Source organism: Allohoeflea poritis, assembly GCF_027889715.1.
Classification (GTDB): Bacteria; Pseudomonadota; Alphaproteobacteria; order Rhizobiales; family Rhizobiaceae; genus Hoeflea_A; species Hoeflea_A poritis.
In genome coordinates, this window is record NZ_JAPJZH010000019.1 from 74526 (window position 1) to 93184 (window position 18659).

Consider the following 18659-nt stretch of genomic DNA (forward strand, 5'->3'; position numbering starts at 1 on the left):
CTTGGGTGCCGCAGCGAGCGGTTAGAGCGTGTCTGGTTAAAGAATTGGCAGGAGGCGGGTCCGCGCTAGCGGACCCGTTCCATGATCGAAACATAATTGGCGACGGCTGCGCCGCCCATGTTGAAGATGCCGCCAAGGGTCGCGCCGTCGACCTGAATGTCGCCGGCCTCGCCGCAAAGCTGCATCGCCGTCAAGGCATGCATGGAAACACCGGTGGCGCCGATCGGATGGCCCTTGGCCTTGAGGCCGCCCGACGGATTGACCGGCAGACGGCCGTCCTTGGCGGTTTCGCCGGACATGGCGAGTGCGCCGCCCTCGCCGCGTTTGGCAAGGCCCATCGCCTCATATTCGATCAGCTCGGCGATGGTGAAGCAGTCATGGGTTTCGACGAAGGAGAGATCGTCCAGGCCGACGCCGGCGTTCTTGAAGGCGCGCTTCCAGCCCTCTTCGCAGCCCTCGAAAAGAAGGATGTCGCGCTTCGACATGGGCAGGAAATCCTGGACGTGCTCGGCGGCGCGGAACATGACGGCGCGCGGCGCCTGCATCGAGGCTTCAAGCTCCGTCAGGACAATTGCAGCGGCGCCATCGGAGACCAGCGAACAGTCCGTTCGTTTCAGGGGACCGGCGACAAAGGGATTCTTTTCGCTTTCATTGCGGCAGAACTCGTATCCGAGGTCCTTGCGCATCTGGGCGTAAGGGTTGCTGACGCCGTTCTTGTGGTTCTTGGCGGCCAACATCGCCAACGCGTCCGACTGATCGCCATGGCGTTGGAAATAGGCGTGGGCGATCTGGCCGAAAACGCCGGCGAACCCGGCCGGGATATCGGCGTCTTCCGGCAGGTAGGATGCCTTTTTCAGGTTCTCGCCGATCTGCCGGCCCGGTGTCGTCGTCATCTGCTCCACGCCAACGACAAGAACATTGCGGGCGCCGCCCGCCTTGATGCTTTTCATGCCCTGATGAATGGCCGCCGATCCCGTCGCGCAGGCGTTCTCGACGCGGGTGGTCGGTTTGAACCGCAGACGATCATCCGCCTGCAGAACGAGGCTTGCGGTGAAATCCTGCTGGCTGAAGCCGGCATTGAAATGGCCAAGCACGATTTCGTCGATGTCGCCTGCTTCGAGACCGGCATGTTCAATGGCGTTTGAGGCAACGCCGACAATCAGGCTCTCAACCGTCTCGCCTTCCAGTTTTCCGAATTTCGAATGTGCCCATCCAGTAATGCTCGCTGTCATGTCGCCATCTCCGCCTGATACCCGGCTCGCAGGCCGGGTGATTGATCCGTTTGCGCCCATCATGATGCATCCGGGCGGCCGCTTCAAACTCAATGGGCCGTCAGCGGTCCTGACGACCCATATTGTTCAAGGCTTAACAATATCAAGGGCGGATTGCAACTCAATTGTTGCAGTGCACATCGGCCGGTTGCGCGATGGCAGGCAGCGGCTTAGTAGCCGCTGATCGCCTTCACTTCCAGGAAGTCCTCGAGACCCCAGCGGCCGCCTTCCCGGCCATTGCCGGACTGCTTGTAGCCGCCGAAGGGGCTGCCCGCGGGACGCTGGGCACCATTGATCTGCACCATGCCGGCCCGCAACTGCCGGGCCACGCGCCGCGCCTTGGCCTGATCGGCGGTCTGCACATAGGCGGCAAGCCCGTAAGGCGTGTCATTGGCGATGGTGATCGCCTCCTCCTCGGTATCGAAGGGGATCATGGCGAGCACAGGCCCGAACACCTCTTCGCGGGCGATGGTCATCTCGTTATCGACATCGGCGAACACGGTCGGCCTGGCAAAATAGCCGCGATTGAGACCATCGGGACGGCCGGGACCGCCGGCAACCAGGCGCGCGCCTTCGTCGATGGCGGCGTTGATGAGCCCCTGGACCTTGTTGAACTGGGCTTCCGAAACCAGCGGGCCGATATGGCGGCCCTCCTCGGCCGGATCGCCGACCTCGACCATACCGGCATATTCGCCCGCAAGCCTGACGGCATCATCATAGACAGAACGCTGGACCAGCATGCGGGTCGGCGCGTTGCAGGACTGGCCGGTATTGTTCATGCAACTAAAGACGCCGGACTTGATGGCCTTGTCGAGATCAGCGTCCTCAAAGACGATATTCGGCGATTTGCCGCCGAGTTCGAGTGTTACCCGCTTGACCGTTTCGGCGGCGGCCCGCGACACGGCCGCGCCGGCGCGTGTCGAACCGGTAAAGGACATCATGTCAATGTCCGGGTGACGGGACATCGCCTCGCCGACGACAGCGCCCTCGCCGTTGACAAGATTGAACACGCCTTTCGGAAAGCCTGCCTGGTCGATCATCTCGGCAAAGACGATCGCCGACAATGGCGCGATTTCGCTCGGCTTCAAAACGCAGGTGCATCCGACGGCCAGGGCCGGCACGACCTTGAGCGCAATCTGATTGACCGGCCAGTTCCACGGCGTGATCAGCCCGCAGACACCGATCGGCTCATGAACGATATGCTCGCCCTCATTGTTGAGATCTTCCTCGAAATGATATTCTGAAAGCGCCTTGAGGAACCCCTCCACGTGGAACGGGCCGGATCCGGCCTGCCCGCCCCGCGCCAGCTTGATGGGCGCGCCCATTTCCGCGGACACTGCCTGCGCCATGTCCTCATTGCGCTCATGCATGATCTCGAGCAGCTTTTCGATCAGTGCGATCCGCTCCTTCACGGACGTTTTGCTGAAGCTTTCGAACGCCCTCCTGGCGGCAGCGGCAGCGCGGTCGACGTCCTCTTCCGACCCGAGAGAGATCACCGCGCAGGCCTCCTCGGTGGCCGGATTGATCACCTCGCATTCATTCGGCCGGGCCGGCTCGACCCATTCGCCGTCGATATAGAATTCCGTTTTCCTCAGCATGGCTCGCTTCTCCTGCGGTCCTTTCAATTCTGCGCCAAGGCTTAGCGCGTCTGACGCCAAAAGCAATCAAATAAACAGCACCCATTTTCCGGTTGACCAAAGTTTTTTTGATTCTCCGGCTGTGACTTCTCATTCGTGTGAAATGGCTGCAGCACACAACGCCTAAGCAGAACAGCCTGCTGCATTTTCATGGAAGCGGCTGATGTTTTTTATTGAATGAACGACCAATTAAAAATAAAACCGGTCCTGGAGCGGATGTTCTGGTGACAATTGGCCGCGCCGGCAATCCGGAGCTTCACCGGCCCGGCAGCAAGCATTCGGGCATATGCCCGGACCGCCCAACCGGACTCCGATGCAAGGGGAATCGAAATGCGCGACAGGCCGAACATTCTGATCATCATGGTCGACCAGCTCAACGGCACGCTGTTTCCGGACGGTCCCGCCGATTGGCTGCACACACCGCATCTCGATGCGCTCGCGGCGCGCTCCGCAAGGTTTTCCAACAACTACACCGCCTCCCCGCTTTGCGCGCCGGGCCGGGCGTCCTTCATGTCCGGGCAGTTGCCAAGCCGCACCCGCGTCTATGACAATGCGGCGGAGTTCGCTTCCGACATTCCGACATTCGCCCACCATCTGCGCCGCAACGGCTATCACACCTGTCTGTCGGGCAAGATGCACTTTGTCGGCCCGGACCAGTTGCACGGTTTTGAGGAACGGCTGACGACCGACATCTACCCTGCCGATTTCGGTTGGACGCCCGACTATCGAAAGCCCGGCGAGCGCATTGACTGGTGGTATCACAATCTGGGCTCGGTCACCGGCGCAGGCATCGCCGAGATCAGCAACCAGATGGAGTATGATGACGAAGTCGCCTTCTTCGGAATGCAGAAGCTTCATCAACTGGCGCGGAGGTCGGACGACCCAACCGCCCGCCCCTGGTGCCTGACCGTCTCATTCACCCATCCGCATGATCCTTATGTCGCGCGGCGCAAATACTGGGATCTCTACGAGGATTGCCCGCATCTGGAACCGGCCGTGGGCGCAATTCCCTATGGCGAGCAGGACCCGCACTCGCAGCGGCTCTACCTGGCCAACGACTACGAGAGCTTCGACATCAAGCCTGAAGACGTGCGGCGCGCGCGGCGCGGCTATTTCGCCAACATCTCCTATCTGGACGACAAGGTGGGCGAGCTGATCGGCGCGCTGGAGGCCACGCGCATGCTCGACGACACCGTCGTGATGTTCTGCTCCGACCATGGCGACATGCTGGGCGAGCGCGGCCTTTGGTTCAAAATGAGCTTCTTCGAGGGTTCGTCGCGCGTACCGCTGATGATTTCCGGCCCCGGCATCAATCCGGCCCTGATCGACGACCCGGTGTCCAATCTCGATGTCGTTCCAACCCTGGCAGATCTGGCGGGCGCCGATCTCGAAGCGGTCCGGCCCTGGACCGATGGCGAGAGCCTCCTGCCGCTGATTGCCGGCGGAGCGCGCAGCGCGCCGGTCCTTATGGAATATGCCGCAGAGGGCTCCTATGCGCCGCTGGTGTGCATACGCAAGGATCGTTTCAAGTTCGTCCATTGCGAGCTCGACCCGCCGCAACTGTTCGATCTGGAAGCCGATCCGGGCGAGTTGCACAACCTGGCCCCAGACCCCGCGCATGCAAATGTTCTGGAGGACTTCAGGGCACAGGCCATGGCCCGATGGAACATGGAGCACTTCGATGCGGCCGTGCGCGAAAGCCAGGCACGGCGCTGGGTGGTCTACGAGGCGCTGCGCAACGGCGCCTACTATCCGTGGGACTACCAGCCGCTGCAGAAGGCATCTGAACGGTACATGCGCAATCACATGGATCTCAACGACCTGGAGGAAAGCCAGCGCTTTCCCCGCGGCGAATAGAGCGAGCAGGCAGTCATGAAAGCACAACCCGAAGCATCGCACTTCATCAACGGCGCCTTTGTCGAAGACACGGACGGCGCGGTCATCGAATGCGTCTATCCGGCAACCGGCGAGGTGATCGCGAAGCTGCATTCGGCAACACCGGCAATCATTGAGCAGGCGGTCAGCGCCGCTGTCGATGGGCAGAAGATCTGGGCGAAGATGACCGGAACAGAGCGGGGCCGCATCCTGCGCCGCGCCGCCGACATTATCCGCGATCGCAACCGGCCGCTTTCGGAACTCGAAACCTACGATACCGGGAAGCCGCTGCAGGAAACGCTGGCGGTGGATGCCACGTCCGGCGCCGACGCGCTGGAATATTTCGGCGGCCTGGCGGCGACCATCAACGGGGAATATATCGACCTCGGCGGCGACTTCGTCTACACGCGGCGCGAACCGCTTGGCGTGTGCGTCGGCCTCGGCGCCTGGAACTATCCGACGCAGATCGCCTGCTGGAAGGGAGCGCCGGCACTGGCCTGCGGCAATTCCATGATCTTCAAGCCGTCGGAAACGACACCGCTCTGCGCCCTCGAGATCGCCGAAATTCTCCTGGAGGCAGGCCTTCCCGCCGGCGTCTACAACGTCGTCCAGGGCTATGGCGATGTCGGCGCGGCGCTGAGCACACATGCGCAGGTCGACAAGGTTTCGCTGACCGGCTCCGTGCCGACCGGCCAGAAAGTGATGGCCGCCGCTGGCGCCGGCATCCGCCATGTCACCATGGAACTCGGCGGCAAGTCGCCACTGATCGTCTTCGATGACGCGAATATGGACGATGCGGTTGGCGGTGCGCTGCTCGGCAATTTCTATTCGAGCGGCCAGGTCTGCTCCAACGGTACCCGCGTCTTCGTGCAGCGAAAATGCATGGATACATTCATGGAAAAGCTGATCGGACGCACCGAGACGATCAGCATCGGCGATCCCCAGGATGAGGCAACGCAGATGGGGCCGCTCGTCAGCGCCGCGCAACGCGACAAGGTGATGGACTATATCGAGATCGGCAAGGCGGAGGGCGCGCGCCTGGCGACCGGCGGAAACCGCCTCACCTTGCAGGGCATGGAAGACGGCTTCTTCATCGAGCCCACGGTTTTTGCCGACGTGTCGGACGATATGCGCATAGCGCGCGAGGAGATCTTCGGCCCGGTGATGAGCGTGCTTGCCTTCGACGAGGAAGACGAGGTGATCGCGCGCGCCAACGATACGGAGTTCGGCCTGTCGGCCGGCGTCTTTACCAGCAATCTTGCGCGCGGCCACCGGGTGATCGCCGATATCAAGGCGGGAAGCTGCTGGATCAACACTTACAATCTGGCGCCCGTGGAAGCGCCGTTCGGCGGCTACAAGCGTTCGGGCGTCGGCCGCGAGAACTCGCGCGCGGCCATCGAATATTACAGCCAGATCAAGAGTGTCTACGTGGCTTCCGGGCCGGTCGACAGCCCCTACTGATCGGCGGGAAGAAACTGAGCATGCAAGCGGATTTTGTTATCATCGGTTCCGGATCGGCCGGTTCGGCCATGGCCAACCGGCTGTCCGAGGACGGCAGGCATTCAGTCATCGTCATCGAATATGGCGGCTCCGATGTCGGACCCTTCATCCAGATGCCGGCCGCCCTCTCATACCCCATGAATATGGGTGTCTACGACTGGGGTTATCAGACGGAACCCGAGCCGCATCTGGGCGGACGCCGCCTGGCTGCGCCGCGTGGCAAGGTGATCGGCGGATCGTCCTCGATCAATGGCATGGTCTATGTGCGCGGTCACGCTGAGGATTTCGACACATGGGAGGCTGAGGGTGCGGACGGCTGGTCCTATGCGGATGTGCTTCCCTATTACCAGAAAATGGAGACCTCGCATGGCGGGCAGAATGGCTGGCGCGGCCATTCGGGACCGCTGCACGTCAGACGCGGCGAGCGGCTCAATCCGCTTTTCCAGGCGTTCATCGAAGCAGGCGCGCAAGCCGGCTTCGAGCTGACGGAGGACTATAATGGCGAGAAGCAGGAAGGCTTCGGCCCGATGGAGCAGACCATCCATCAGGGCAAGCGGTGGTCGGCGGCGAACGCCTATTTGAAGCCGGCACTGAAGCGCCCGAACCTGCAGCTTGTCAGGGCGCTTGCACGACGGATCGTCATCGAGGACGGGATGGCGACAGGCGTCGAAATTCAGCGTGGCGGCAAAACCGAAACGATAGAGGCGTCCCGGGAAGTCATCGTCGCCGCATCGGCGTTCAATTCGCCCAAGCTGTTGATGCTGTCAGGCATTGGCCCCGGTGAGCACCTGCGCTCGATGGGCATCGACGTGGTCGCGGATCGGCCGGGCGTCGGCACCAACCTGCAGGATCACCTGGAGCTTTACGTTCAGCAGGAATGCACCCAGCCGATCACGCTCTATTCGAAAATGAACCTGATCTCAAAAGGGCTGATCGGCGCCGAATGGCTGTTCTTCAAATCCGGGATTGGCGCGTCAAACCATTTCGAGGCGGCGGCGTTCCTGAGGTCCCGCCCGGGGGTCAAATATCCCGATATCCAGTATCACTTCCTGCCCGTTGCCATCCGCTATGACGGCACAGCGCCGGCAAAGGCGCACGGTTTCCAGGCCCATGTCGGGCCGATGCGTTCGAAATCCAGAGGCAATGTCACGCTGCGGTCCGCCGATCCGGCGGCGGCGCCCGTTATACGCTTCAACTATATGAGCGATCCGTCCGACTGGGAGGATTTCCGTCACTGCATCCGGCTGACGCGGGAAATCTTCAAGCAGCCGGCCTTCGATGCCTATCGCGGCCGCGAGATCTCCCCCGGCGTCACCGCGCAGTCGGACGAGGAACTTGACGCGTTCATCACGGAGCATGTGGAAAGCGCCTACCACCCCTGCGGCACCTGCCGGATGGGCCGTGCGGACGATCCGATGAGCGTGGTCGATCCGCAATGCCGGGTGATCGGGGTCGACCGGTTGCGCGTTGCGGATTCGTCGGTGTTTCCGACGATTACCAACGGCAATCTCAACGCACCGTCGATCATGGTCGGCGAAAAGGCCTCCGACCACATCCTCGACGTACAGCCCCTGCCCCGCTCAAATCTCCAGCCCTGGATCAATCCGAACTGGGAGATTTCGGACCGGTAGCGATGCCGGCTGCATAGCCGCAATCATGCTTCCGTTCCGTGTGGGAGCGAGATTTGGCCGGCGGCCAAAATTACAGGTCAGGTGCTTGAATTTCCGTCTGGAAATGTTAAGTGCAGGGACCGGCCGCGACAGTGCTCGCGGTGCAGTGTTGGGGCGTAGCCAAGCGGTAAGGCAGCGGTTTTTGGTACCGCCATGCGCTGGTTCGAATCCAGCCGCCCCAGCCATTCTGCTTACTTGCGGCTACTACACAAATTCCAGGCGAAGTTACCTCAGCGCCCCCTGATTCTGGGATCGAGCGCATCGCGCAGACCATCGCCGATATAGTTTACGCTCAGCACGGTGAGCGAGATCGCCAGGCCCGGCCACAGAACCCGTTCGGGATATTGCTGCAGATAGTCGGTCGAATCGAACAGCAACCGTCCCCAGGTCGGAAAATCCGACGGAAAACCGAGCCCCAGGAAGGACAGCGCCGATTCGGTGATGATCGCGTTGGCAATACCGAGTGTCGCGGAGACGGTGATCGGCGAAAGCACATTGGGCAGGATATGGCGCAGGATCATGCGCCGCGACGGCGTGCCGATGGATCGTGACGCAATGACGAATTCGCACTCCTTCAGCGCCAGCACATCGCCGCGAACGATACGCGCCGTCTGCATCCAGGAAGTGATGCCGATAACAAACACGATCAGCATGAAGATCCCCGTCTCGGGGCCGAAAGCCGCACGTAGCGTGTCGCGGAACAGCATGATGATGACGAGAAGCAGCGGCAGCAGCGGCAGCGCCAGGAAAAGGTCGGTCAGCCGCATCAGCGGTCCGTCGAGGCGCTTGAAATAGCCGGCCACAACGCCGATCGCGGCACCGAGCACCAACGCAAGCAGCATTGCCGTGATCCCGACTGCCATGGACACCTGCCCGCCCATGAGGACACGGGCCAGCGTGTCGCGGCCGAGCTGGTCGGTGCCGAGCGGATGGGCAAGGGTCGGCCCGGAATTGCGCGCCCTGATATCGATATACTGGGCATCGATGGTCCAGATATAGGGTCCAAGCGTCACCGCCAGCACGACAAAGATGAAGAAGCCCATGCCCCAAACCGCGCCGCGGTGGGTCTTGAACTGGTCCCAGACATTGCGCCATTGCGACTGCGGCGGACGCGCCGCGGCGAGTGAATCGGGTGTCACTTCAGTCATAGCGGATCCTTGGGTCCAAAATGCCGTAGAGCACATCGGCAACGAGATTGAACACAATTATGAGCACGGCGAAAATGAAGGTCAGCGTCTGCACGGTCGGCAGGTCGCCGCCCTGGATGGAGATGATCAGCAACTGGCCGAGACCGTTCACCTTGAAGACCTGTTCGGTGATGATGGCGCCGCCGAAAATCTGCGGCACGCCGAGCGCGATGACCGTGACGACGGGAATGAGCGAGTTGCGCAGGACGTGGATCAGCACCACGGTGCGCTCGCGGAGCCCCTTGGCGCGCGCGGTGCGCACATAGTCCTGGTTGAGATTGTCGAGCATCGAGGCGCGCATGAAACGGCTGATCTGCGCCGCGTTGAACAGCGCCAGAACCGCGACCGGCATGATCATCTGGCGGACCTGGAAGAGGAAGCTCTCCCAATCCGTTACCTCGTGGGTGGTGTCGTAGATGGACGGGAACCAGCCAAGCCAGACGGAGAAGATGACGATGACCAGAACGCCGGTAAAAAAGGTCGGCACGGAAAAGCCGACCATGGAAACGAAGGTTCCGATCTGGTCGAACCAGCTATACTGGCGATAGGCCGAGATAATGCCGATGGGCAAGGCGATGGCGACACCGACGACATAGGACATGCCGACCACCCAAAGGGTCTGCGGCGTGCGCTCGACGATAAGGTCGACGACCGGCGAACGCGTCTGCCAGCTCAGGACGCGCAGGCGGTCTCCCTCTCCCCATCCGAGCCATTGCTCGAGAATATTGAGCGGTTCGTTGATGAAGAACTGCTTGCACCACAAAAGATAGCGAATGTAGATCGGATCGCCCAAACCCAGCGACTGCCTGATTTTTTCGCGAACTTCAGGCGGAATGGTCAGCGGCAGGTTGGCGGTCGGATCGCTCGGCGCCAGATCAAGCAGCAGAAATATGATCAGACTGATCGCGATCAGCGTCGGTATCGCCAGCAACAGCCGGCGAATGGTATAATTCAGCATCGCAGCAAATTCTCAGATAGGCAGGCCGAAGGCCGCCCCGAAAAATCCGGGGCGGCGTCAGGCCATTACTGGGTCTTAGTGCGATACCAGTCAGCGGCATTCCACAGCTCGGAATCCCAGACGTTCATGATGACGCCGCCGAGCGTGTTGGAGTGCGCCGAAACACGGCCGCGGTCGACGAGCGGCAGAATGATGTATTCCTGCATCAGCTTGTCGTTCATCGCCTTTGCGAGCGTGGCCCGGTCCTCGAGCTTGCCGGTCTGGGCCATCTTGGCGACCAGGGCATCGTATTCCTCGCTGCAATAGCGCGGCATGTTGTTGCCCTGCCACTGGGTTTCCGGAGTCGGAGCCTGCTTGCACTCCCAGTTGGCCATGTAGGCTTCCGGATCGGTTCCATCGAAGTTGTTGGCGTACATCTCGACGTCCGCATAGAACTTCTGGAACGTGTCGGGGCTTCCCGGATCGCCGCCGAAGAACACCGATGCATCGATATTGCGCAATTCGGTCTCGACACCGATGTCAGACCACCACTGCTTGATCAGGGCCTGGAAGTCCTGACGCACGGCATTGGTCGAGGTCTGGTAGAGGATCGACAGGCGAACACCGTCCTTGGCGCGGATACCATCGGCGCCCGGAACCCAGCCTGCACCATCGAGCAGCGCCTTGGCACCCTCGATATCCTGGACAAGGCAGCCGTCATTGGCCGTTGACTTGTAGATCTCCGGAGCCGGAAGCACGTTGCAGCTCGGGCGGCCGGCGCTGCCGTAACCGATTTCCACGAGCAATGCCCGGTCAATCGCCATGGACAATGCCTGGCGCACGGCCGGATCCGAAAGGAACGGATGCGGATGCGCCTTGGTGGACCGCTCGTCGCCCAGCGCCGGATCCGGGTTTGTCAGGTTGATCATGATGCGCTCGACCAGCGTGCCGAAGGCCGAAACGACGGTTCCCTTGCCTGCCGATTCCATTGCGCCGAGGACGTCCGGCGCCAGCTGCATGTTCCAGGCGTAGTCGAACTCGCCTGTTTCAAGCACCGAACGCCCCGCGGACGCGGTATCGCCGCCACCCTTGAAGGTGACCGTCGCGAAGGCCGGTTTTGCCGGATCGCGATAGTTCGGATTGGCTTCAAGCGAGATCACGTCGTTGGGACGGAAATCGGTGACTTGGAACGGGCCCGTTCCGATGGGTCCGAAATTGGCATCGGTGCATTCCGGAGCCTTGGCGCCGAGGCAATCGGCGAACTGCGCAGCCTGGATTATGGGCGCCTGTGCGCCGACGAAAGGACCATAGGGAAACGGTTTCGGAACGCCGAAGGTCACGGTGACGGTCAAGTCATCGACCGCCTTGACGTCGGTCACATCGTTGTATTTCTCGCTCTGGGCGCATCCGCCGGCCGGATCGGCGCAGTATTTCCACGTAAAGACGACGTCCGCGGACGTGACCGGGCTTCCGTCCGACCAAAGCAGGCCTTCCCTAAGCTTCCAGGTAATGGTCGTGAGGTCCGAGGAAACACCGCCATTGTCGACCGTGGGTACGGATTCGGCCAGCCACGGCACCATGTTGCCATCCTGGTCGTACCGGGCCAGTGGCTCGACGACCAGCGACGCGGCCTCAAGTTCCTTCGTTCCGCCCGAAAGATATGGATTCATCGTCGACGGCGCCTGCCAGTAGATGATTTTGACCTCGCCGTCGGAGCCGCGCTCTGCAAGCGCCGCCGGCGTGATTGCCACCGCGGCGGCCGCGCCAAGCAATAAAGTTCTAAGTCTCATTTTTCTTCCCCTTGCACTCATGGTTTAACTCGTTCGCCGGCGGTTGGTTCCGCGGTCTTTATCTCTGTATCTCCGACAAAATGGCAGGCCGTATAGTGACCCTTCTCCACCTGCCGGAATTCCGGTTCGATCTCCCGGCAGATCTGCTCGGCCCTCGGGCAGCGGGTGCAAAAATTGCAGCCGATCGGTGCGTTCGAGGGCGACGGCACGTCGCCGGTCAGAATAATGTGTTTGCGCTCGGCCTCACGCACCGGATCGGGTTCCGGCACCGCCGAAAGCAGGGCCTGCGTATAAGGATGCAGCGGCCTTTCGTAGAGATCGTCGCGCGGCGCCAGTTCCACGATCTTGCCGAGATACATGACGGCGACCCGATCGGCGATGTGGCGGACCATTGAAAGGTCGTGGCTGATGAAGAGATAGGTCAGCCCGAACTGCTCCTGCAGATCTTCCAGAAGATTGACGACCTGCGCCTGAATGGACACGTCCAGCGCGGCAATCGGCTCGTCGCAGACGATAAATTTGGGATTCAGCGCCAGCGCGCGCGCAATGCCGATGCGCTGGCGCTGACCGCCGGAGAATTCATGCGGGTAACGGTCGGCGAAGGAGCGGTTGAGGCCAACCGCGTCCATCAGCTGGTAGACCCGCTCGAGCCTTTCGCTGCGCGACAAGGACATATGCTCGACAAGCGGCTCGCCGATGATGCCGGCGACCGTCATGCGCGGATTGAGGCTTGCCTGCGGGTCCTGGAAGATCATCTGCATCTTGGGGCGAAGATGGCGCAGCTTCTCCTTGTCGACATCGCTGATATCGGTGCCGTCGACCGTGATCGATCCGTCGGTAATGTCGTAGAGGCGAAGCACGGCACGGCCGGCCGTCGACTTGCCGCAGCCGGATTCCCCGACGAGACCAAGGGTCTCGCTCTCATTGATATCGAGCGAGATGTCGTCCACTGCCTTGATGTCACCCACATGGCGACGGAAGATCCCCGCATAGATTGGGAAATGCATCTTCAGCCCGCGGACCTGAACCAGCGGCTGTCCGCCCGTGTCACTCATCGCGCGGACCTCCTGTTTCCGGGTCCCAGAAACAGGCGACATCGTGGCCGTCCGCGATGCGGATGCGTTTCGGATCGGCGGACAGACACCTGTCGAATGCGTGGTTGCAGCGCGCGCTGTAGGAGCATTTCTGCGGCGGCGAAAACAGGATCGGCGGCTGGCCCTCGATCACACGCAGCCGTTCGGTGCGGCTGCCGCGTACGCTTGGAACCGTCTGCAGCAACGCCCTTGTGTAGGGATGCTGCGGGTTCTCGAACAACTGGATGACCGGCGCCAGTTCGACGATCTGGCCGCCATACATCACCATCACCCGGTCGGCGATGCCGGCAATGACGCCAAGATCATGGGTGATCCAGACAATGGCCATGCCGAGCTTGCGGCGCAGCTCCTTCATCAGTTCGAGGATCTGAGCCTGGATTGTCACATCCAGCGCCGTCGTCGGCTCGTCGGCGATCAGCACCTTGGGATCGCAGGACAGCGCCATGGCGATCATGACACGCTGGCGCATGCCGCCGGAGAACTGGTGCGGATAGTCGGAAAGCCGCTTCTCCGCATCGGCGATGCCGACAAGCTCCAGCAGTTCGACGGCGCGACTTCGCGCCGCGGCCTTGCTCATGCCCATGTGATTGCGCAGCGGCTCCATGAGCTGGAAACCGACCGTGAAAACCGGATTGAGCGAGGTCATGGGGTCCTGGAAGACGAAACCGATGCCGGCGCCGCGCACCGCCCTCAGATCGTCCTCGCTGACCTTGAGCAGGTCCATTCCGTCGAAATTGACGTGGGCTCCCTCGACGATCGCGGCGGTCGTGCCAAGCAGGCCGATCAGGGACATCATGGTGACCGATTTTCCCGATCCGCTTTCGCCGACGACGCCGAGAAGCTCGCCGGGTTTGAGATCGAAGCTGACGGAGTTCACGGCATGGATTGCGCCCTGGCCGGTTTCGAAAACGGTCCTCAGATCCTTGACGTCAAGAACGGCCGCTCCGTTTTCAGACATCCGGCACCCCGTACGCGTCGCCACCCATGCTCAACCCCATGCAGAACCGATCGTGGGGCAGAATGGCAATTTGAAACAACAATTGCAAATTGAAGTTGCGGCCTGTCCGATACTTTTTTCGGGCACCGAATTTTTGGGTGCGACGCAGGTTTAGCGATTCGATACAGCGCGTTGCCGATACAAATTGATGCAAACTCTAAACCCTGCTCCCAGAACTGATCAGGTCGCCTGCTTCCGGCCGAACGGAGGACCCGCGATCTACGAATCCCTTTCCCAATAGGGGGGCCTGCCATATCTCGACAGCAGGAAGTCGATCAGCACGGCGATCTTGGGCGGCGTCGACTGCGCGGGAGGATAGACGGCCCAGAAATTGCCGCTTCGGGCGACCGGATAATCCTGCATGACCGAGACCAGACGGCCCTCGCGCAGATCCTCCCAGACATGGGCGACCGATTTGACGGACAGGCCCAGGCCGCAAAGGGCCGCATCATAGGCAAAGTCGCCGCTATCGCCGCTAATCGCCGGCGTTATGGTGCAGGCAACCTCTCCTTTCGGACCGTCGAAATACCAGACCGGCAACGTGCTCATGCCGATACAGGCATGATGATCGAGATCGGCGGGCGTCGTCGGCGCGCCGCGCCGTTCGATATAGTCGGGCGAAGCGCAAAGGACCCGGCGGTTGCCGCCAAGCTTTCGCGCCATCAGGCTTGAATCGGGCAGCGGCGCACCGCGAAACGCCAGGTCGAACCCCTCCCCGACAATGTCGACGATCCGGTCGGTGAAACTCATCTCGATATGAATGTCGGGATACTGCTCCATGAATTCGTTCAGGTAAGGCAGGATGTGCTTGCGACCGAAGAAAGTATTGCTCGATATGCGCAACTGGCCGCGCGGCTTGGAGGCGCTGGCATCGAGAAGATCGAAGGCCGTATCGAGCTCATCCAGCGCCGTCCTGCCGTGCGCGAGCAGCAGGCGACCGGGTTCTGTCAGGGACAGTTGCCGGGTTGTTCGGGCCATCAGTTGCGCGCCGGCCGCCTTCTCCAGCGTGGCCAGCCGGGCGCTTGCCGCAGACGGCGACAGGCCGAACTCGCGGCCGGCTTCGGAGATGCTGCCGAGATCGGCAACACGGACAAAGAACCTCAGATCGTCGAGCCTCATTTTCCCAAATCTTTGGATAGTTATGTCGAAATTAAGCCGATTATACAAATAATCAGGAAGTGCGATAGTCCCGTCAACGAACGAAAGGGACAGACCATGTTGCATACCGGTGACCAGTACGAAATGCGCGCTCGCTTTGAGCGCAAGGAAGCTGTCGCAACGGCATTCAGGACCCTGCGCCGCTGGATCAAGCACCAGTCGGGCCTGCGGATCTGACAATGCCCATCGGCGGCGGATCGGGTTGCCCCTCCCACGGCCCAGCCCGGTCCGCCGCTTTGACACCTGCGGGCCCTCCCAATAGTCTAACTAACAATTGTTAGTTCGCGTCGCCCGGACCGCTTGAATTCGCTCAAGCCGCCGGCGGCCCGTCGATGGGGACACCGCCATGCCCGCGCCCGCAGACCTTACCATCAACCCGCTCCCCTCGCCTCGAACCGGTCCGTTCCGCGAGGAACACGACATGCTGCGCGACCAAGTGCGGCGCTTCTTGGAGGAGGAGATCAAACCCCATGCCGATGCCTGGGAAGAGGACGGCATGGTGCCCCGCGACGTGCTGCGCAAGATGGGCGAACTCGGCTTTTTCGGCATTCGCTACCCGCAGGCCTTCGGCGGCTCCGATCTGGACACGCTGGCGACCGTCGTGCTGGCCGAGGAGCTGGGCAAATCCACCTATTCCGGCGTGGCGATCACCGCGCTCGTGCACACGGACATGGCTTCGGTGCATATATTCAACGGCGGCTCTCCAGCACAGAAAGCGGCATATCTTCCGGGTATCATTTCAGGCGAACTTATAACGGCCGTCGGCGTGACCGAACCGGAGGCCGGCTCGGACGTGAAATCGATCCGCACAACGGCGCAGCGCGACGGCAATGATTTCATCCTCAACGGCTCAAAAATGTTCATCACCAACGGCGTGCATGCGGATCTTTACTGTATCGCGGCCAAGACCGGCGAGGACGAAAGGCCGAGCCGCAATGTAACGATGTTCCTGGTTGAGAAGGGAACGCCCGGATTTTCCGTCGTCCGTGCGCTGGACAAGCATGGCTGGCGTTCTTCCGATACGGCGGAACTGCTGTTCGAGGATTGCCGGGTGCCGGCGGACAATGTGCTTGGCGAGGAAGGCCACGGATTTTACGCCATCATGAAGAACTTCCAGAACGAACGGCTGGTCATCGGCGCCATGGCGGTAGGCGAATCCCAGGCGGCGCTCGATCTGACGCTGGACTATGTGCGCACGAGAAAAGCCTTCGGGCGCGCCCTGTGGGACAAGCAGGCCATCCGGCAACGGCTCTCGATGCTGGCCGCGCGGACCGAGGCCGCAAGGCAACTGGTCTATGCAACCGCGGAGCGCGATGCCGCCGGCGAGGACGTGATCCGCGAGGTTTCGATGGTCAAGGCCCTGTGCGGGGAACTGGTCAATGACGTGATGTATGACTGCCTGCAGTTCCACGGCGGGGCCGGCTATATGCGCGGCATGGCGATCGAGCGCATGGCCCGCGATGCGCGGGTGCAGGCGATCGGCGGCGGCGCGACGGAGGTGATGCTGGAGGAAATCGCCAAACGGCTGTAAGCAGAGCGCCAGGCCAGCGAGACCAGCGAGAGGAGACCGCATGCCGACGCAACAAAAGATCCGGGACACGGAGGCGGCGAACCGCGGGTCGGCATCACGCCGGGAAATCCTTGACGCCGCCGCGCGGCTGTTTCTGAAGAACGGCTATGGCGACACGTCGCTGCGCGAACTTGCCAATGAGGTCGGCATGAAGGCCGGCAGCCTCTACTATCATTTCGCATCGAAGGAGCAGCTTGCCACCGAGGTGCTCGGTATCGGGGTCAAAGGCGTCGCCGAGGCCGTTTCGGCGCGGCTTGACGATGCCGGCGGCGGGGCTTCCCCTTCGCAGCGCGTCTCGATCGCCATTCGCGCCCATCTCGACGCCATCCTGAACGACAGCGGCTACACCTCCGCACATATTCGCTGCTTTCCCTACACGCCGGCAAACGTACAGGCGCAGCTTCGAGCGGTCCGCAGGGACTATGAGGACATCTGGACGGGCCTGATCGACGATTTGCTGGGGCCACGGCGCAACGAGGATGACGCGCGTTATCTTCGCCTCGCGGTGCTCGGCGCCCTCAACTGGTCGCTTGAGTGGTTCGATCCGGAGCGCGACAGCGCCGAAACCTTCGCCGCGACAGTGGAGCGGCTGATTCTGGGCGCAGAGATTCCCGGCCAGGCCGGTTAACTGAGCTCATCTTTCCACGGCGGATTTGCGCCGGCCCGCGAGACCGTGACGGCGGCCACCGACACCGCCAAGTTCAGCGCCGCTTCAAGATTGTCCTTCTCGATCGACCGCAGCGCGGTTTTTGTCAGACAGCCGGCATTCTTGAGTCCGGCCAGCAGGCCTGCATCGAAACTGTCGCCTGCGCCAACCGTGTCGATCACACTTACCGGCTTTGCTGCCACCGAGACGTTGCCGCACGCTGTCGTGGCCACCGCGCCATCAGCGCCCATGGTTTCGACGATGATCGATACGCCCTTTGACAGCCAGTCGGCCTTGACCGCGTCCGCCGCCCTGCCCGGCTCCAGCCAGGCGAGATCCTCGTCGGAAACCTTGACGATGTCGCTTTCGGCGATCATGCGTGCGATGCGGCGGCGGTGGGCCTCGGCGTCGGAAATGAAATTGGCGCGGATATTGGGATCGAGCGAGATAACCCGGCGGTCTGCCTCCCGGGCAAGCAGGGCCTCATAGGACGAGCCGCAGGGCTCGGGGATCAGGCTGATCGCGCCGAAATGCAATGCCTCGACGCGTTCGTCCAGTTCCGGCAGCGCGTCCGGCGTCAGCATGCGGCCCGCCGTTTCCTCATCATAGAAGGTGTATTTGGCATGGCCGTCGGTCAATTCGACAAAGGCCAGGGTCGTCGGCCGCCCCGAGCGCACGCAGAAGGAATAATCGACGCCGGACTTCTCCAGCGTCTCCTCGAGCTGGCGGCCGAACATGTCGGTGGAAAGGCCGGAGAAAAATCCGGCATCTGCTCCGAGCCGACCGAGCGCGATCGCCGTGTTGAACACCGCGCCGCCGGCAACGGGCAAAAGAGCGCCCTCACCGTCGGGCAATTTGCGCGGCAGCATGTCGATGAGCGCCTCGCCGCAGCAGATAATCATGTGCTTCCCCTTGTCCCTTACGCGCCGGTCAAGTTGTGCGTGCCGCATCCCGTTTCCGGCCGGCCGAAGCCGGCGGCACCATAGCCCAATTTAAATCGATTACAACTGCCTGCCGAAGGCAATTCAGGGTGCACATCGCGCATTCGCACGACGCCCTGCCCGCTCAGAAACAGAGCGCCCGGGGCAATGGAATATTTCCTTGACGGCGGCCGGTTTCCGCATTACCTACAGCGCGCGCCGGCGGCAGCAAGCCACGGCAAGTCGGAGTGTAGCGCAGCCTGGTAGCGCACCTCGTTCGGGACGAGGGGGTCGGAGGTTCGAATCCTCTCACTCCGACCAGTTTCTTCAATGTCCGACCCGGAGACATAGGTAACGGTTTGTACCGGAGACATGGGTTACAACCTCGTGCCGAACGGGTTGTCGAT

At 61.8% G+C, this 18659-nt stretch carries 14 protein-coding genes and 2 tRNA genes; 7 read left to right on the forward strand and 9 right to left on the reverse strand.

Annotated features, from left to right (window positions below; genetic code table 11):
* Positions 1 to 65 precede the first annotated feature (65 nt).
* Positions 66 to 1232 carry an acetyl-CoA acetyltransferase gene (locus tag OOZ53_RS22635; protein WP_271092030.1) on the reverse strand — a complete coding sequence of 389 codons (1167 nt, stop codon included), beginning with the start codon at positions 1230 to 1232 and terminating at the stop codon, positions 66 to 68.
* Between the two features lie 209 nt (positions 1233 to 1441).
* Positions 1442 to 2869 carry an aldehyde dehydrogenase family protein gene (locus OOZ53_RS22640; RefSeq protein ID WP_271092031.1) on the reverse strand — a complete coding sequence of 476 codons (1428 nt, stop codon included), beginning with the start codon at positions 2867 to 2869 and terminating at the stop codon, positions 1442 to 1444.
* Between the two features lie 369 nt (positions 2870 to 3238).
* On the opposite strand from OOZ53_RS22640, the gene betC reads away from it, so the two are divergent.
* The 4 genes from betC (at position 3239) to OOZ53_RS22660 (ending at position 8138) form a co-directional block, all read left to right on the forward strand.
* On the forward strand, positions 3239 to 4765 hold the full coding sequence (gene betC, locus OOZ53_RS22645) for a choline-sulfatase (protein ID WP_271092032.1): 1527 nt from the start codon (positions 3239 to 3241) through the stop codon (positions 4763 to 4765).
* 15 nt (positions 4766 to 4780) lie between these two features.
* Entirely contained in the window at positions 4781 to 6244 is a 1464-nt protein-coding gene (gene betB, locus OOZ53_RS22650) for a betaine-aldehyde dehydrogenase (protein ID WP_271092033.1), read from the forward strand.
* Positions 6245 to 6264: 20 nt separating this feature from the next.
* Positions 6265 to 7914 carry a choline dehydrogenase gene (betA, locus tag OOZ53_RS22655; RefSeq protein ID WP_271092034.1) on the forward strand — a complete coding sequence of 550 codons (1650 nt, stop codon included), beginning with the start codon at positions 6265 to 6267 and terminating at the stop codon, positions 7912 to 7914.
* A gap of 149 nt (positions 7915 to 8063) precedes the next feature.
* Positions 8064 to 8138 (forward strand) — tRNA-Gln (locus OOZ53_RS22660).
* A 45-nt stretch (positions 8139 to 8183) separates the two neighbouring features.
* On the opposite strand, the gene OOZ53_RS22665 is transcribed toward OOZ53_RS22660, so the two are convergent.
* The 6 genes from OOZ53_RS22665 to OOZ53_RS22690 form a co-directional block, all read right to left on the reverse strand.
* Positions 8184 to 9101, reverse strand: coding sequence for an ABC transporter permease (locus tag OOZ53_RS22665; RefSeq protein WP_271092036.1), 918 nt, complete (start codon positions 9099 to 9101; stop codon positions 8184 to 8186).
* Positions 9094 to 10098, reverse strand: a complete 1005-nt coding sequence (locus tag OOZ53_RS22670) for an ABC transporter permease (RefSeq protein WP_271092038.1) — start codon at positions 10096 to 10098, stop codon at positions 9094 to 9096. Before OOZ53_RS22670 ends, OOZ53_RS22665 begins: the two co-directional genes overlap by 8 nt.
* A gap of 65 nt (positions 10099 to 10163) precedes the next feature.
* On the reverse strand, positions 10164 to 11867 hold the full coding sequence (locus OOZ53_RS22675; RefSeq protein ID WP_271092039.1) for a peptide ABC transporter substrate-binding protein: 1704 nt from the start codon (positions 11865 to 11867) through the stop codon (positions 10164 to 10166).
* Between the two features lie 17 nt (positions 11868 to 11884).
* Positions 11885 to 12922, reverse strand: a complete 1038-nt coding sequence (locus OOZ53_RS22680; protein ID WP_271092040.1) for an ABC transporter ATP-binding protein — start codon at positions 12920 to 12922, stop codon at positions 11885 to 11887.
* Positions 12915 to 13919: an ABC transporter ATP-binding protein gene (locus OOZ53_RS22685; RefSeq protein ID WP_271092041.1), complete on the reverse strand. Its 1005-nt coding sequence runs from the start codon at positions 13917 to 13919 to the stop codon at positions 12915 to 12917. The genes OOZ53_RS22680 and OOZ53_RS22685 overlap by 8 nt, the downstream gene beginning before the upstream one ends.
* Positions 13920 to 14177: 258 nt before the next feature.
* Positions 14178 to 15077: a LysR family transcriptional regulator gene (locus OOZ53_RS22690; protein ID WP_271092042.1), complete on the reverse strand. Its 900-nt coding sequence runs from the start codon at positions 15075 to 15077 to the stop codon at positions 14178 to 14180.
* A 385-nt stretch (positions 15078 to 15462) separates the two neighbouring features.
* Here OOZ53_RS22690 and OOZ53_RS22695 point away from each other — a divergent pair, with 385 nt between their 5' ends.
* Together OOZ53_RS22695 and OOZ53_RS22700 are read left to right on the forward strand one after the other, a co-directional pair.
* Positions 15463 to 16647: an acyl-CoA dehydrogenase family protein gene (locus tag OOZ53_RS22695; RefSeq protein WP_271092043.1), complete on the forward strand. Its 1185-nt coding sequence runs from the start codon at positions 15463 to 15465 to the stop codon at positions 16645 to 16647.
* 40 nt (positions 16648 to 16687) lie between these two features.
* Positions 16688 to 17314: a TetR/AcrR family transcriptional regulator gene (locus OOZ53_RS22700; protein WP_271092044.1), complete on the forward strand. Its 627-nt coding sequence runs from the start codon at positions 16688 to 16690 to the stop codon at positions 17312 to 17314.
* Here the strand turns inward: OOZ53_RS22700 and OOZ53_RS22705 are convergent.
* The gene (locus tag OOZ53_RS22705) at positions 17311 to 18234 is read right to left on the reverse strand and encodes a carbohydrate kinase family protein (protein WP_271092047.1); all 924 of its coding nucleotides are present in this window, start codon (positions 18232 to 18234) and stop codon (positions 17311 to 17313) included. The genes OOZ53_RS22700 and OOZ53_RS22705 overlap by 4 nt on opposite strands.
* Before the next feature lie 262 nt (positions 18235 to 18496).
* On the opposite strand from OOZ53_RS22705, the gene OOZ53_RS22710 reads away from it, so the two are divergent.
* Positions 18497 to 18573 (forward strand) — tRNA-Pro (locus OOZ53_RS22710).
* Positions 18574 to 18659: the final 86 nt, after the last annotated feature.